Origin of the sequence: Scytonema hofmannii PCC 7110, from assembly GCF_000346485.2 — a bacterium.
Lineage (GTDB): Bacteria > Cyanobacteriota > Cyanobacteriia > Cyanobacteriales > Nostocaceae > Scytonema > Scytonema hofmannii.
In genome coordinates, this window is the sequence record NZ_KQ976354.1 from 1,129,936 (window position 1) to 1,145,674 (window position 15,739).

General features: G+C 42.3%; 16 protein-coding genes and 1 pseudogene. 8 read left to right on the forward strand and 9 right to left on the reverse strand.

Going from position 1 to position 15,739, the window contains the following annotated elements; genetic code table 11:
* Positions 1–115: 115 nt before the first annotated feature.
* The 4 genes from WA1_RS04940 to WA1_RS04955 all read left to right on the forward strand — a co-directional run bounded on the left by WA1_RS04940 (position 116) and on the right by WA1_RS04955 (position 6,592).
* Positions 116–2,428: a DUF1796 family putative cysteine peptidase gene (locus WA1_RS04940; protein ID WP_017743156.1), complete on the forward strand. Its 2,313-nt coding sequence runs from the start codon at positions 116–118 to the stop codon at positions 2,426–2,428.
* 123 nt (positions 2,429–2,551) lie between these two features.
* Positions 2,552–4,036, forward strand: coding sequence for an acyl-CoA synthetase (locus WA1_RS04945; protein ID WP_017743155.1), 1,485 nt, complete (start codon positions 2,552–2,554; stop codon positions 4,034–4,036).
* A gap of 92 nt (positions 4,037–4,128) precedes the next feature.
* Complete coding sequence (gene mrdA, locus WA1_RS04950; RefSeq protein WP_017743154.1) at positions 4,129–5,988, forward strand: penicillin-binding protein 2; 1,860 nt, start codon at positions 4,129–4,131, stop codon at positions 5,986–5,988.
* Positions 5,989–6,283: 295 nt separating this feature from the next.
* Positions 6,284–6,592: a hypothetical protein gene (locus WA1_RS04955; protein WP_066612722.1), complete on the forward strand. Its 309-nt coding sequence runs from the start codon at positions 6,284–6,286 to the stop codon at positions 6,590–6,592.
* Positions 6,593–6,665: 73 nt separating this feature from the next.
* On the opposite strand, the pseudogene WA1_RS61275 reads toward WA1_RS04955, so the two are convergent.
* From WA1_RS61275 to WA1_RS54640, 3 genes and pseudogenes are all read right to left on the reverse strand, one after another.
* Positions 6,666–7,214, reverse strand: a pseudogene (locus WA1_RS61275) (RNA-guided endonuclease InsQ/TnpB family protein); the annotation flags it as partial.
* Between the two features lie 21 nt (positions 7,215–7,235).
* Complete coding sequence (locus WA1_RS61280) at positions 7,236–7,775, reverse strand: RNA-guided endonuclease InsQ/TnpB family protein (RefSeq protein WP_336389796.1); 540 nt, start codon at positions 7,773–7,775, stop codon at positions 7,236–7,238.
* Positions 7,748–7,903: a DNA-binding protein gene (locus tag WA1_RS54640; protein WP_148662619.1), complete on the reverse strand. Its 156-nt coding sequence runs from the start codon at positions 7,901–7,903 to the stop codon at positions 7,748–7,750. Before WA1_RS54640 ends, WA1_RS61280 begins: the two co-directional genes overlap by 28 nt.
* Positions 7,904–8,496: 593 nt before the next feature.
* Between WA1_RS54640 and WA1_RS04965 the strand changes: the two genes are divergently transcribed.
* The gene (locus WA1_RS04965; protein ID WP_017743153.1) at positions 8,497–8,787 is read left to right on the forward strand and encodes a helix-turn-helix domain-containing protein; all 291 of its coding nucleotides are present in this window, start codon (positions 8,497–8,499) and stop codon (positions 8,785–8,787) included.
* 38 nt (positions 8,788–8,825) lie between these two features.
* Here the strand turns inward: WA1_RS04965 and WA1_RS04970 are convergent, their stop codons facing one another.
* Together WA1_RS04970 and WA1_RS04975 are read right to left on the reverse strand one after the other, a co-directional pair.
* The gene (locus WA1_RS04970) at positions 8,826–9,356 is read right to left on the reverse strand and encodes a hypothetical protein (protein WP_017743152.1); all 531 of its coding nucleotides are present in this window, start codon (positions 9,354–9,356) and stop codon (positions 8,826–8,828) included.
* Positions 9,357–9,537: 181 nt separating this feature from the next.
* The gene (locus tag WA1_RS04975) at positions 9,538–9,984 is read right to left on the reverse strand and encodes a DUF4365 domain-containing protein (RefSeq protein ID WP_017743151.1); all 447 of its coding nucleotides are present in this window, start codon (positions 9,982–9,984) and stop codon (positions 9,538–9,540) included.
* A 255-nt stretch (positions 9,985–10,239) separates the two neighbouring features.
* On the opposite strand from WA1_RS04975, the gene hypA reads away from it, so the two are divergent.
* Together hypA and hypB are read left to right on the forward strand one after the other, a co-directional pair.
* Positions 10,240–10,566, forward strand: a complete 327-nt coding sequence (gene hypA, locus WA1_RS04980; RefSeq protein WP_017743150.1) for a hydrogenase maturation nickel metallochaperone HypA — start codon at positions 10,240–10,242, stop codon at positions 10,564–10,566.
* Positions 10,567–10,593: 27 nt separating this feature from the next.
* On the forward strand, positions 10,594–11,472 hold the full coding sequence (hypB, locus tag WA1_RS04985; protein ID WP_017743149.1) for a hydrogenase nickel incorporation protein HypB: 879 nt from the start codon (positions 10,594–10,596) through the stop codon (positions 11,470–11,472).
* A 215-nt stretch (positions 11,473–11,687) separates the two neighbouring features.
* Here the strand turns inward: hypB and WA1_RS04990 are convergent, their stop codons facing one another.
* On the reverse strand, positions 11,688–12,305 hold the full coding sequence (locus tag WA1_RS04990; RefSeq protein WP_017743148.1) for a Uma2 family endonuclease: 618 nt from the start codon (positions 12,303–12,305) through the stop codon (positions 11,688–11,690).
* On the reverse strand, positions 12,302–12,496 hold the full coding sequence (locus WA1_RS04995) for a DUF2281 domain-containing protein (RefSeq protein ID WP_017743147.1): 195 nt from the start codon (positions 12,494–12,496) through the stop codon (positions 12,302–12,304). The genes WA1_RS04990 and WA1_RS04995 overlap by 4 nt, the downstream gene beginning before the upstream one ends.
* 257 nt (positions 12,497–12,753) lie before the next feature.
* Between WA1_RS04995 and WA1_RS05000 the strand changes: the two genes are divergently transcribed.
* Positions 12,754–14,103 (forward strand): MATE family efflux transporter, encoded by a 1,350-nt coding sequence (locus WA1_RS05000; protein WP_017743146.1) that lies wholly within the window; start codon positions 12,754–12,756, stop codon positions 14,101–14,103.
* A 183-nt stretch (positions 14,104–14,286) separates the two neighbouring features.
* On the opposite strand, the gene WA1_RS05005 is transcribed toward WA1_RS05000, so the two are convergent.
* Positions 14,287–14,658 carry a hypothetical protein gene (locus tag WA1_RS05005; RefSeq protein ID WP_026134622.1) on the reverse strand — a complete coding sequence of 124 codons (372 nt, stop codon included), beginning with the start codon at positions 14,656–14,658 and terminating at the stop codon, positions 14,287–14,289.
* Between the two features lie 57 nt (positions 14,659–14,715).
* Positions 14,716–15,720 (reverse strand): LLM class flavin-dependent oxidoreductase, encoded by a 1,005-nt coding sequence (locus WA1_RS05010; protein ID WP_026134621.1) that lies wholly within the window; start codon positions 15,718–15,720, stop codon positions 14,716–14,718.
* Between the last annotated feature and the right edge of the window lie 19 nt (positions 15,721–15,739).

The window sequence follows — 15,739 nt, forward strand, 5'->3', positions numbered from 1 at the left end:
TCTTATAGGTAACTTTAAGGTGAAAGTAAATCTCTCTTTCCCCTAACCCCTAACCCCTTAGAAGATTCAGCCTTCGGTGTCTGGCGTCCTATATTTTTAACTTAGCAAAAAATTTATGTATCAATTCCAGATTAGTGCATACACGCAAACGGGCGAATCTATCGGTCTCGTCGGTTCTACTCCCGAATTGGGATTGTGGAATGTGACGAAATGTGTTCGCCTTCGTACAAGTGCCGATCGCTATCCATTATGGTGGACAGATACGAAAATCGACTTTCGGTCAATTTTAGAATCAGCCACTCCCTTAATGGCTGCAGGACAAGTGTTAAGCGATCGCCAGAAGATTGAGTATAAATATGTACTTCTAGATTCCAAAGGCAACGCACGATGGGAAGCTCTTGGGGCAAACCGTTGGATACCAATTGACAGAGCAGACCAATACACTACTATTGTTGTGGATGATGGTGCATTTAGTTATTTGCAGCCTTATCCCTTTGGGTACGTCGAGGAACCTCCTGTTAAGACGGCTTTGAAAGAAAGATCTGAAGGACTAAAAATCGTTGTTGTTGGCAGTTCCGTTGCACTAGGTCATAAAGCTTGGTTGTTGAAAGGTTGGGCTTGGCTGTTGGGACAGGCTTTGCAACAAACATACGGACATCAACTTGTGAATGTGTCGGAGGTGGGGGCAAATGTCGGCAGAACAATCGAGCGCTTTCCATCAGTCGTTACGCCAGAAAAACCGGATGTCGTGATTATTGCCCTGTCTCTGGGTAACGAAGGGTTAGCTTATTGTCAGCCTCACGAACGACGGACAATCCAAAGGCGGTTTGAAAGTGGCTTGCAGCAGCTTGTGAAAATGACACGGGAAATAGGAGCACGTCCAATTCTGGGCGGAGTTTATCCTCATGGCAACTATAATTCCGAGCATTACTGGGTGCTCAAGGGGACGCACAACCGGATGCTCAATTGGGACGTTCTGGTACTGGATTGGTTGGCAATCCTGGATGATGGGCAAGGAAATTGGAAGGCGGGGACATCCTTCGATCCATCTCACCCCAACATCATAGGTCATCGCCTCATGTATCAGGCGATTGACTTGCGCTTGTTTGAGATCGACAAAGAGGAGTTGGCAAAAGAAAAACAAAGTTTCCAGCAATTGAACAAAGCCCCTATTTACTTTGACAATGCGGGCTTCCAAATCTCTGCCTGTATTGAAGAAAAGCGTTTGCGGATTGTCAATTCATCACCGTACAGCTACACCATCGCTCCCTATTGGCAGGAACTGCAAACTACACTGCAAAGTAAGGCAGGATTGATACCGGGTGTCTACATTGCGAAATCTGCTCAACAAGGAATACTCCCTTTCTTTGCTGTCCAAGAGGATGGCACTATCGAAACTACAGTAGATATTCCCCCTGGTGCTAACCTGGAATACAGTGCCGCTTTCAATGTCTTTTCGCCACACAACTCACAAGTTTTGTTTCATAACGAGCAATTGGGAATTGTGCAAGAGGACGAGCATCACCTTTGGGTCATTAACGAATCAGACCACGAGTACAACATCCATCCTATGTGGCAAGAAGTACGTAGCGTACTGAAAGCCATGCCAGGGGGTGTTTATGAAGATCCATTTTATCCCGATATCCCTTTCCGCACCATGATGATTGGTAGCCATGGCTTGGAAAGCCGGGTAAAAGTACCAGCCCGGTCTGCTGTGGTGTTCCAATACAAATGCAAATTATCGGATATCAGCCGTGTTGCAATTATCCCGGTGGGCGATCGCTGTGCTGTGCGGATGATGTTATACAAGATGGAGTATGATGGTCCCGCTTTTCCCTTCGATCTAACCCGCACTACAAATATTGCAGATGTTGCGGATATGATTGAAAACCGTTTTTATGATATGTGGAACCCCCGCTTCCTACATTACAATCCAGACGCAAACAGAATTTATCACAGCAAGTGGACGGGTTTGTCTTTTGCTCATGAAGTCGAGGACACAGACAATCCCCTTCACGATTTGTCTCCTGTTTTTGAACGCATGCGCGTTCGCTACACAGCACGCTCTGAACGATTTTGCTACACGATCCAAAACTGTGATAAGGCGCTTTTCGTCCGCACGGGTATTGCTGACCGAGGTGGTGTTATAGATCTGGTTAATAAGCTGGAAAAACAATGTCAGGGGAAGCCATTTCACCTCTTGCTCCTTTCTCCCCAATCCAGTCATGAGTTTTCAGACCTTCCCAACGTGCTACATTCCGATCTGGAGTTTAACCCTGATTGGATGTATGAGGATTTAGGTCACTGGATGTACTGCACAGATGTGATGCGAGGAATTCTTGAATCCCTTGGTGTATCTAGCAAAAACCTCTTCTGGTGTCCTCCTAAACCGCCAGTGGCTAGCTTACACCAGTTTTCAAATAAATGAACCACACTATGCTCTTGTGGTACGGGCGTCCCCGCCCGTACATCATAGAGGGCGGGCGAGGACGCCCACCCCACTCCATGTGGTCTAATAAAAGCGAAAATTGCTGTAAATCGGTAAAAAAATATGAATCTCCCATTGATAACTCGTGCTGAAGAACACAACGAGAAAATAGCGATCGCGACAACTGAAGGAGCATTTACTTACCGGGATTTGCTCCACACCTCCAGTCAAATCGCAACAAGTCTGCTTCAGGATGCAGAAGATTTACAAGAGCAGCGTGTTGCTTTCCTCATTCCGCCTGGATTTCAGTATGCAGCCACTCAGTGGGGAATTTGGCGGGCGGGGGGAATAGCCGTACCTCTGTGTAATTCCCACCCGCGCCCGGAATTGGAGTATGCGATCGCACATTCAAGAGCATCGATTATCGTTGCCCATCCGAATTTTGAGGATACACTGCGCCCCATCGCTGAAGCACACAATTTGCGATTTCTCCTGACTTCAGAAATGCTATCATTTAATGTTGGTCGCCTCCCTGAAGTAGAGATCGCCAGACGCGCATTAATTCTCTACACGAGCGGTACAACAGGTAAACCCAAAGGTGTGGTGACGACTCATTACAATATTCAAGCTCAAGTGACTAGCTTGATTGCTGCATGGGGATGGACATTGAGCGATCGCATTCTACACGTACTCCCATTACATCACATTCACGGGATTATTAACGTACTGACGTGTGCTTTATGGGCTGGGGCGGAGTGCCATATACTGAGCAAATTTGATGCCGATATCGTTTGGAACCGAATTTCTCAGGGTGAATTAACCCTATTTATGGCAGTCCCTACGATTTATGTCAAGTTAATTGCTGCTTGGGAAGCGGCTTCTAGCGATCGCCAACAAACGATGTCAGAAGGCTGTGCCAAAATGCGACTGATGGTTTCTGGCTCAGCAGCGTTACCAGTTCAAGTTTTAGAAAAATGGAAGACCATCAGCAACCACTTTCTGCTTGAGCGTTATGGCATGACTGAAATTGGCATGGCGCTATCAAACCCTTTACACGGTCAACGGTATGCGGGATATGTGGGGAAGCCTCTCCCTCAAGTGGAAGTCAGATTAGTGGACGAAAGTGGAGAGGTAGTTCCACCGGGGACACCAGGAGAGATCCAAGTCAAAGGACCTGGGGTGTTTCTGGAATATTGGCAAAACCAAGAAGCAACAGCAAAAGCCTTCCAAGATGGCTGGTTTTTGACTGGGGATCTTGCCGTAGTTGAGAACGGTAACTACCGCATTTTAGGAAGGATGAGCGTGGATATTATCAAAACAGGAGGGTATAAAGTTTCAGCACTGGAAATTGAGGAAGTGTTGCGAACTCATCCAGATATTCAAGAATGTGCAGTGGTTGGGATTAAAGATCCAGAATGGGGCGAACGAGTTTGTGCGGCGTTAGTCTTGCAACAGTCAGATCGGTTAACATTGGAAACTTTTAGGAGTTGGGCAAAAGAGCGATTGGCTGTTTACAAAGTCCCAACCCGAATTCTGTCAGTTGAAGAATTACCTCGCAACGCTATGGGGAAAGTAACTAAGCCAGCAGTGACTCAGCTTTTCACCTGACCAGTGACCAGTGACCTAATTTTTTCGGATCTGGGCTAAGCGTCATCGTATACAGATAACGCTAGTCTTGCAATTCTTATGTTTTAGTTATTATGACTTTGTTGCAATCTTCTCAGCCAACAAAAGAAAGAGATATACGTACTGTTGGGCGGTCATATCAGCCCTTATCTTTTATATTGCTAGCTTTATTATTAGTTACGGGTATTGGTGCTCGCTTGGCTTACTTACAAGTCCTTGAAGGTCCAGAACTTCGGAAAAGAGCAGAGTCAAACCGGGTGCGGATGATCCCCAAACAACCAGAACGAGGTAACATCTTCGATCGCAATGGTAAAGTCATAGCCACAACTCGCTATCCCCGTTCTGTATACTTGTGGCCAATGGCACACACAAAACCAGCATGGTCGGTTGTGAGTCCGCGCTTGTCAAAAATTCTCGGTATGACCGAAGAAGAAATTGTCGATAAATTAGAAGAGGCTGGCGCTAATTCTTCTCTCGTGCGGATTGCTCGCGACCTCAACGAAGCGGAAATCACTGCTTTAAAAGAGTATGAAAACGAACTACCAGGTGTTGATGTTCATACGGAAGCAGTACGTTATTATCCTCACGGGCAAGCTTTAGCTCACGTATTGGGTTATACACGAGAACTTACAGCCGAACAGTTGGAAGAACGGAAAAAAGACGGTTACCGACTCGGCGATGTGATTGGTCAAATGGGAGTAGAAAAGGCGTATGAAAAAACATTACGAGGTGAATGGGGCGGTCAGCAAGTAGAAGTCGATAGTAGAGGGCGATCGATACGCGTATTGGGAGAAAAACAAGCCAAATCGGGTAATGACCTTCATTTAACTTTAGATCTCAACGCACAACTAGCAGCAGAAAAAGCGTTAAAAGGTCGCAACGGTGCTGTTGTAGCGCTTGACCCAAATACTGGTGGTGTTTTAGCAATGGTATCTCACCCCGGTTTCGATCCAAATATTTTCTCCAAGCAAAGACTTTCCAAAAAAGATTGGGACAGCGTACAAGGAAAAGGCTTTCCTTTGCTCAATCGTGCAGTCAGCAGTGTTTACCCACCTGCTAGTACTTTCAAAGTTGTCACTGCAACGGCTGGGTTAGAGTCAGGAAAATACTCTCCAAGCACAGTGCTACAGACCTTTGGTTCTCTCACTGTTGGTGGAGTAACTTTCGGTGAGTGGAATCATAAAGGATTTGGTCCGTTAGGATTTGCAGGTGCTTTAGCATGGAGTAGCGACACCTTTTTCTACCAAATTGGTCGAGGAGTTGGCGGTCGAACTCTCATTGAATGGACTCGCAAATACGGATTTGGGGAGAAAACAGGTATTGAGTTTGAAGCCGAAGAAGCCAAAGGTAACGTTCCAGACGAAGCATGGAAGCAAAGAGTGTGGAAAATGCCTTGGACAGTAGGCGACAGTATCAATATGTCTATCGGTCAAGGTGCTTTACAAACCACACCGTTACAAGTTGCGGCGATGTTTGCTGTTCCAGCCAATGGTGGATATCGAGTCAAGCCCCATTTGCTCAAAGATAACGAAGAAGCATCTAAGTGGCGCACATCCTTAAATATGAAACCATCCACCATCAAAGTTCTCCGTGATGGATTGCGGAAGGTGGTATCTGAAGGTACGGGTGCTGCTCTCAGGGTAGAAACAATTCCTCCGGCTGCTGGTAAAAGCGGTACAGCCGAAGCATGGAAGGGGAGAGAGAAAGCCAACCACGCTTGGTTTGGAGCATATGCGCCAGCTGATAAGCCAGAGATTGTAGTGTTAGCATTTGCCGAACACTCTGGTGGAGGCGGCGGTAGCGTTTCTGCTCCAATAGTGTTGCAAGTGATGGAAGAATATTTTCACAAGAAGTACCCAGGGAAGTATCAAAAACCCAAGGTTGAGAATTCACAGCAAAAGGCTCCAAGCACGGCAAACAGGCGGCGGAATTGAGGAGGAGACAAGGGGCTAGGGGAGAACAACCAATTCCCTACGTCCTCTCAATTCTATATAACTTACAGCAGTTTTCACCTAAATGAACCACACCGTTTGTAAGGGCGCAATGCCTTGCGCCCCTACGGCTGTGGTCTATTTCCTGAAAATGGCTGTAATCTAAGGTTAGAGGACTAGAGGATAAGCCGAAGGCTCAACGGCTAAAGCCCTATCGCGCTATACTTGATTATGCATACTCTAAATTAGTACAATTGCATTAAAATAAAAAAGTTACTGTATTACACTGAGAGGCGAAATGAAAGCAGAGCTTCTCAAGAGACTGTTTAAAGCGATCGCTCTTTCAGATCGAGAGGCGATTGATAAGCTCACACAACTAGTGATTGAAGAAGAGCGTAGCAAGGGACACATACTCTTAGCTGACCAGTTAGAGAATATCACTAAAAAAAGTCAGAAAGAAAAGCCAGAAGAGCGCAGCCAACCTGCTCCCTTAGTATCAGAACCTTCCGCTCTGAGTGAACTGCCAAGCAGTAAACGGTTCAATCTTCCGTTACATAAGACCTACTCAAAACTACTCATTGCTAGTCATTCTTCGTCATTGGACTAACAGAGCTTTGATGCTTAATTCCTGCTTCACTCTGGCGGTGTCGGCACTCAACCAGTCCACAGGCTCACACTGCCTAACTAGCAGCGATGGACGAATAGTTTTTTAGATTGATTGCAGCGTTCAAGTCTCTATTAAGACTAAGACCACAATCACAATTGAAGACTCTCTCTTTTAAGGAGAGTTCTTTTTTAATAGTTCCGCAATTGGAACAAGTTTTAGAACTAGGGAACCACCTATCAGCAATGACAAGTTTTGTACCAAAAAGCTCACACTTGTAAGTCAACTGTCTACGGAACTCAAAAAATCCCATATCTTGAATGCTTGCTGCCAGTTTCTGGTTTGCCATCATGCCTGAAACATTTAAATCTTCAATAACTACAAGGCCGTGGTTTTTGGCTAATAGTGTAGTCAACTTATGTAATGTATCTTTACGGATGTTGGCAATTTTTCTGTGCAATCTAGCGATTTGGATATTGGCTTTTTTCCAGTTAGCTGAACCTTTAACTTTATGGCGATTCAACCATTGCATTCTGGCTAACTTGTCTTGGAACTTTTTGTATGATTTGGCTCCTGCTATAACTTCTCCAGTAGACAAGGTTGCTAAGTTTAAAACTCCCAGGTCAACACCTACAGTAGGAAAAAACTAAAGATCTTCCAACTGAACATTAGGAGCTTCAACATCAAATCTAAAAGAGATAAACCATCTATCAGCTTCACGACTAATAGTTACTGATTTTGGTTCAACTTGAGGTAAGCGCTCGTAGGTTTTGAGGACACCAATTACAGGGACTTGAATCTTGTTATTGCCTGTGATTTTAACTGTGCCTTCTAAAGTGAATGAATCATGTTTACCTTTTTTCTTGAACTTAGGCACTCCTGCTTTTTTCTCAAAACACTTTTTCCACGCTAACCTTAAAGCCATCAATGCTTGTTGTGGTGTAGATTTAGAGCATTCGTAATACCAAGGACACTCAGGTTTTATCAATGCTACTAACCATTTATGCAAGTCAATAGCTGTGGGAAACTTGATTCTTTCTGTAGGATTAGCCTGATTCCAATCAAGGATTTGCTTGGTTAATCCCAGTCCCCAATTCCAAGCATGACGTGCAACACCACAATGTTTTAAAAATTCTGTGCTCTGTTGATTATTAATTTTTAATTCTGTTTTGTATCCGAGTAACATGGCAATCCTTTAATCCATTCTCTAAATGCTTGAGACATATTCCAACCTTGCAATTCAGCATGAGCTTGTAATTTATCTAACTCTTGTTGAGTTAGTAAAACTTTAAACCATCTATCTCGTTGTGGCATAGCCTTTATTTCACTCTATGGTCTAAATATAACTAAAATTAGACCATGTAGTAAGTAGAGAAAACCGTATATTAGCCGAACGACAAAGATCAAAAGCTCATCATTTTTGAAGAGCAATGTATAGACTTGTATAGAGATTAAGTAACAGCTTCTAACCCCTAGTCACTGTCATACCCAGGGAAAAACTGCGGCATCACATGGTACTGCAAGAATTTTGTACCGCGCAGTGGTAAAGAAAAAGCTGTTTGTTAGATTCAAAATGCTAGAATTCTCGATGCTGATTGTAAACTACCTGAACAGCTATTTCCACCAAATATACTAGGTGATATTATCGATTTTTATCATAAGGTAACAAAAACTAAAATTTTTAATCATTCCATAAATGCAGCAGCGCCCTTCCGCAACCGATATATGAGCGCTTGGGCTATAGCGAAGTTCAAGCGCAAGCAATTCACCAACACGTTGATTACGCAAGCAATTCACCAACACGTTGATTATGTAATTACCTCCAATTGATATTGAACGAGCGATCGCACGAAAACTTTTATTTGAAGAAAACCCAGAAGCCCACACCTACGTAGAGGAACAAGAAGATGACCAAGATTAGCGATGCCATAAAAATCATTGACAAAATGACCAGCAGCGACCCCGATCTTGAGGCATTAGTAGAGGAAGCTTCCATGAATGCTCTTGTAGCACAACTAATTTATGAAGCCAGAATAAAAGCTGGGTTAACACAGAAACAGCTTGCTGAACTTGTTGGTACAAAACAGTCTGCGATCGCACGGCTTGAAGACGGTGATTACGAAGGACACTCCCTTTCAATGCTGCAAAAAATTGCTGGCGCTCTCAATCAACGGGTAGTGATTCAGCTTGCTCCATAGGAGCAGAGTGCATAGTGTGTTCTGGAGGTAAAGAAATTTTACTGAGAGTTACTATCTAACTGAAAATTGCAGGAATTTTTGAGAATAAATATACCGTTTTCTTTGATTAAATCGCCCGTACAAAGGACTGGTAATCGCTCTTGATATGCTTTGATAGCTATTATATAGTCACGGTCAACTAATTCTGTTTTGATTGGACGCAACCTATCAACAACTACGCCAAATAACATAATTTCCCCACTCATCTTGTCAGCAAATGGTGTTTCAATGTGTGTGACTAATCCTTGAATGGTAATGTTGGGTGCATTAGTAACGAGCGAGCTAAAAATCTCAATCTGAGAGCGATTCTCTGCTAAGGCAAGGGTTTCTAACACTTCTGCCATCCGCCTCTTAAAGTCAACAATTTCTGGTTTGAGGGGGAGTAGGATTTCAAAATCGTCTAGAGTCCAAAGGTCAGCCTTATCACCCTTGGGTTGTTGTTGATGCCAACCATGCGATCGAAGATAAGTCTCTACTTGTTGGGGATCTAGATATCTTAATTTTTCTACATCTGAGATAATAGTTATCATAATTTTTATCCATTAGCGATGCGTTCCATTATCATAAGAAGTGAGTTGGGGCTAAATATAAGTAAGTCGGCGAGAAAAAACCAAGCTATGTAACGAAAAGTCAAATCTTTGTATTTGGCTCGTAGTAGCGCTTTAGCGCATGTACCACAACTACAACCTAGTGATAATTATTTACGCCGCCTTACTTATTTTGACGCTTAATGTCAATGGTGATGGTCGAAAGATTGTTAACTGGGGGTTGTCCGCGTAGCGATCGCTCCTTACCACACCGTTTCAAGCACAGGGATTCTTCCGCTTGAGATAACCAGTCGTTAATATCGTCCGGAATCAGAACCAGGATTAAGAGTTGCGGTACGAAGGGGTCATCTTCCCGAAGTTCATCGTAGTTTTTGATGCTGAGTGGGTATTTGATAAATGTTTCTTTAGTTACATCTTGGGATGTGGATTTAATTTGTATATCAAACCTTGGCAGTCGTTTGGAGTTGAGTTTTCCCGGTACGGTAATAGTGGCATCAATGCCGCTATCATCTAATCTACGTGTGGCTGCTTGTAAGGAATAGCCAGCAGCAGCTGTGACAGCATAGACATAAGCATAGCTAAAATCTTCTTTTTGAGTGTTAAGGATCATTCTTTTAGCTTAGTGAGTGTCAAAAATTTTAACATTTGTAGTTTATCGAACTTTATTCTTATAAAGAAATTGATAATTTTTGATAAAGAGTTCTTAAAAAATGTCACTTAATCCGAGAATTCTGACTTCGTTTGTCTAATGGTGAATTATATTCACCCAAACCTTTTCAGAAGACTATCAGCCCAAACGAATAGAATTCGTGGCTATACAATCAAAACCCGCCTACGCGGGTTAATTTTATGATTAATAACCATTATGCATGAGTTAGGAATTACTCAAAACATTGTCGCCATTGTATCCGAACACGCTCAAGGTCAAAAAGTGCAACGAGTTTTACTAGAAATTGGAAAACTTTCAGCCATTATGCCTGATGCTGTGAGATTTTGTTTTGATGTTTGTACTCAAGGAACTGTTTTAGAAGGTGCAACGTTAGAAATTCTGGAACCTTTGGGATTAGCACGATGTTGCCAATGTGGCTCGGAAGTTACTCTGGAAAAGCCTTTTGGAAATTGTCAGTGTGGCAGCATACATTTAGATGTAATAGCAGGTACAGAATTAAAAATCAAAGAGATAGAAATTTAATTGTGAAGTTTTTATTTTAAATTATTTATGTGTGTAACTTGTGGTTGTTCTGACGATGCTGAAGTCACAATGACTGATCCTGAAACGGAGGAAGTACAAGCAATATCTGGTAACGGAAATGCTCATCCACATTTTCACACTCACACTCTACCGGATGGAACAGTCATTTCCCATTCTCATACCCACGATCGCGATAGTTTGACAGAAGCTTATCACATTCATGCCAAAACTCATTGCACAACAATATCATTAGAGCAAGATATTTTAGCAAAAAATAACCTGATAGCAGCACAAAATCGAGGTTGGTTTAAAGGTCGAAATATTCTGGCTTTAAATCTTATGAGTTCTCCGGGTGCAGGAAAAACAACTTTGTTAACTAGAACTATCAATGATTTAAAGCACCAATTAACCGTTAGTGTCATTGAAGGCGATCAAGAAACTGCTAACGACGCTAAAAAAATTCAAGAAACAGGTTGTAAGGTTGTACAAATCAATACGGGAACGGGGTGTCATTTAGAAGCAGCAATGGTAGACCGAGGACTACAACAACTCAATCCTCCGTTGAATTCAGTTGTGATGATTGAGAATGTAGGTAATTTAGTGTGTCCCGCTTTATTTGATTTGGGTGAAAATGCTAAAGCTGTGGTTCTCTCAGTCACGGAAGGAGAAGACAAACCAATCAAATATCCTCATATCTTTCGTGCAAGTGAGGTGATGATTCTTACTAAAATTGATTTACTACCCTACGTACAGTTTGATGTTCAGCGCTGTATAGAGTACGCTCAACAAGTTAATCCTCACATTCGGATTTTCCAAGTTTCCGCTTTGACTGGTACGGGATTAGATAATTGGTATAGCTGGTTATTAAGTAAACTTGCAAATATAGCAACCCTAAATCATTTGTGAAAAGTTAGATTCCTGACTTCCTTAAGGATTCTGTTGGTGGAATAATTGAGTTTATAAGATTTAGGCATTGACAGAAATCGTCAGATATGTCATAGTGAGCATTTTTAGCGCCGCTACGTTTGATTTTTTAACGAATGAGAACCATCATCACCCACGGTAGGGGCGTAAGGCATTGCGCCCCTACAAGTCGGGAATCTGACCAAACTTACGGTATACTAACTACCTGCATCAAAAACTTGTCTTGCAGTTAAAGTTAGTCCAGGAAATGTTGAAGACACAATGAGATCGTCACCTCTAAACTGATTAAGTTGATAAATACTCTCAACTAATGAGTAAACTGAAATAGTTTTTTGCTTGGGATTGCCAATAAATCGCCTACCACCAAGAGCAAGGTAATCTACAATCCAGTATTCGGAAATGCCGAACGATTCATATTCCTCTAATTTCAAAGCGTAATCGTCCTCCCAGTTGGTTGAAACCACTTCAACTATGAGTCGAACAGAATCACCTCGTGTAATGATAGACTCCTTTTTCCAACGGGATTCATGATTAGCAACTTGTTGTTTATCTAAAACAATGATATCGGGTTCATAACCACCATTGTCTCTTGGTTTAATAACACATTCTTTAGGAATGAAGTAAGGTAGTGAAGAACGACGAATTTCTATAAATAACTCACCGTTGAGTAACCCTGCTACTTCTGAATGCGGTCCTGTTGGTTTAGGCATTTCAACAATTACACCATCATGTAATTCGTATTTGTGTTCTGAATTTTCTGGATACCATTCAATGAATTCATCAAATGTTACTGTTTTTGATAAAGCTTGGGTCATAAAACTTCACGTTGTAAATCTCGATCAGAAAGGTTTTTATGATTCCGCAATGCCCCCGCCCATTTTAACTCTAAAGGTTTAGTGGAGGCGCGGTGTTTATTCAGAAAAAACTCAGCAAATTCTCTGACTTGCTGTTGTGAATCTGGTGGTAATTCGTCTAAGATTTCTTGTATACAGTTAATGCTACTCATAGTATTGTATTTATCTCTATTTTTCTAATCATAGCATTCTATGGACTGTGAGCGGCTGTGTTTCTGTAATGTTGTCTGTACATCTCATGTCAGAATTCTATGGGCTTTCAGTGTCATGCCTGTAAGCTGGTAAATGCGCTGAAAATTAATTGCAAGATTTTGATAGTTACACAAGAATCGTATAGTTGGATGTGGAGCATTTTTCTAAACTGGTTTCAATTGCTTCACGCGCCATATACAGTTCTAGATATTTTGTCATGACTTTTTTCACCGATCGCTCTAATGTTCGGACTGAAATTCAGGAATTTCTTAAACTTGCTATCCCATTAGTCAGCGCTCAACTTGCCCAATCTGTTACGGGTTTTGCCGATACTGTCGTTATGGGTAGATTAGGACAAGACACTTTAGCAGCAGGTGGATTAGCCTCCATAACCTTTATGACGCTGTTAAACACCGCAACTAGCATGGTGGTGGGAGTCAGTCCTCTTGTAGCAGCAGCGCATGGTGCGGGAGATAAATTACAAGTTACGCAAATAACACGTCAGGGATTATGGATATCAGTCGTCCTAACAATATCTTTGATGCCGATTGTCGGAAATTTGGATGCGCTCATGCTTCATCTCGGACAAACTTCTAGAACGGCTTTTCTAGCAAATGAATATCTAGATGTAGCACTTTGGGGAATATTTCCTGCTTTGGGGTTTACCGTACTGAGAAGTCTAGTAGCTAGTGTATTTCAAGCTCGTCCGGTAATGGTCATTGCGATCGCTTGGACGTTGTTTGATATTGTAGGCAATTATGCACTAGGGCTAGGTATGTTTGGTTTTCCAAAAATGGGATTGGTGGGTTTGGCATTGACTAGCGCTCTCAGTTTTTGGGGAAGGTTTTTGTCTCTAATCGTCTACATTCTCTGGCATAAACAACTTAAAACTTACTGTATTTTTCAATCGTTACATCAAATTAAACCATTCATTATTCGGCAATTACTTTGGCTTGGTGCGCCAATTGGTATAGCCACAGCTATAGAGTACGGAATGTTTAATGTCGTTACATTCTTAATGGGTGCTTTAGGAACTGAGATTTTGGCAGCACACCAAATTGTTTTACAAACCGTAGGCATTTTTTACATGATTCCATTGGGAATGTCGTATGCTACAACGGTGAGAGTTGGTCAATGGTTTGGACAACACAATATAAAAGCAGCCAAACAAGCTGGATACATTAGCATGGTTTTAGGTGCAGGAGTGATGACACTCATAGCGATCGCAGTATTAATCTTTCCTCAACACATAGTAGGATTATTTATCGATTTGCGCGATCCTGCAAATGCAAAAGTTTTATCAATTGCTGTCCCTATGCTGTTTGTAGTAGCTTCAGGAGAAATTGTAGATGGAGTCCAAAGAACTGCTAATGGCGCACTGCAAGGGCTTCAAGACACTCGCATCCCCATGTTACTCAGCTTTTTTGCTTACTGGGGAGTTGGTTTGACTAGTGGCTATCTGCTAGGTTTCCAATTTGGTTTGGGTGGCGTGGGCTTGTGGATTGGACAAGCAATAGGGCTAGGAGTTGCATCCATTGCTTTCATCTGGCGGTTTCGTCAACTGTAAATCTCAAAACAATAACCAGTAAATGTTGGGTTTCGTTCCTCAACCCAACCTACCTGCGTGTTTTCGTATTTTTAGGCTTAACCGACAAGTATTGAAAGAGGAATAAAAAATTAATTTGGGTTTCACAACAATAACCAGTAACCTATTATTATCGGTCACTGGTCACTGGTTACTGGTCACTGATTAAAGCCAATCTCTATAAGCCGATATCTCATTCACACTCACTTCAATTGGTGCGCCTTTGCCAAAGGGAGGATGAACAGTAATTTTTGCATTACTAGCAAACCTCTCTAGCCGATTTCCTATTTGTGGAATATTGCTGACTATATGCCAATACGTAACTATATCGGGACAGTCAATAACTAGGGTTAAAATGCCATCGTTTGTGGTGATATACCACTGACAACTATATAGTAACGCTCGCGTAACGCGATCGCACGCTTCAAAGAAGCATCTACCGGTAGACTGTTCTAGTTGCGAGCGCAGGATTCTATCTATTTGCGTTGCTTCTGTGGGTGGCATATCTTCCGGGGGGAGGAAGGGTCTCTTCATCATAATATACCCCTTCTAGCTAATAGAATACGGTTAATTTAAGTGCCTTAAGTTTAAGTTCTAGACGTAGTTCCGCACTTCTTGGTTGTAGCGCGTTAAACTCTCTAGGTTCTTTTGCAAACTAAAAGATGAAGGTTTCAGTGCTAAGGTCCCTAAATTAAGTTCATCCTGAAATCTTTTGATTTTATCGCGACAAGTTTTAACGTCTCCAATGATAGAGTTCTCAATTAAGTAGTCCTCATCAAAACAGATGTTTGTGCGATCGAAGGGTTTCAGGTTCTGATTTGGGCTGTTCTGTAGAACTTGAGCGGTGTTGGCTTTCATTTTCATACTGAATTTACGGATGAAAGGTAAAGCCTCGTTGACGGCTTCATCATCAGTCTTAGCGACATAGAAAAAGCGTGCTAGCATCAAGTTTTCAGTACCGCCGGAATTTAAGGCCCGATATTGAGTAACTGTTTTCTTCAATCTTTCTAGGGAAAACGGGGGTCCTCCCATCAAAGCAAAGGAATGTTGTGCGGCGAAAGCAATAGCATCGTCATTACCGCTTGCGATATAAACTGGAACTTTTTTTTGCAATGGCTTTGGGTAAACTGTAATGCGATCGCACTGATAATACCGTCCCTTGAACGATACATCCGTTTCATACAAAAGCTGATGAATCAAAGCCATCGCCTCAAGCATTTTGGGGCGGGATTCACTCATAGGTATGGCGAAGTGCTTGTTTTGATCTGGAAATGGTCCCCCTTTGGCGACTCCAAACAAGAGCCTTCCATCACACAGATTGTCCAGTGTAGCAATGTCTTCCGCCACTCGGATCGGGTTATGAAACGGTAGCAAAACCGCAGCCGTACCCAGCTTGATTGTTGAAGTCACACCTGCTAAGTGTGCTATCAACACCAAAATTGATGGGCTGAGATTGAATTCATTGAAATGATGCTCTGAGATCCAGGCTTCTTCAAAACCCAGACTTTCAGCATATTGTACTACCGTAACTTGCTCTTTAATAGCAAGACGCGAGTTTTGGTGATAGTTTTCGTAGTTACAGAAAAGTCCAGTTTTCATTGCAAGCGTCATTTTTTCT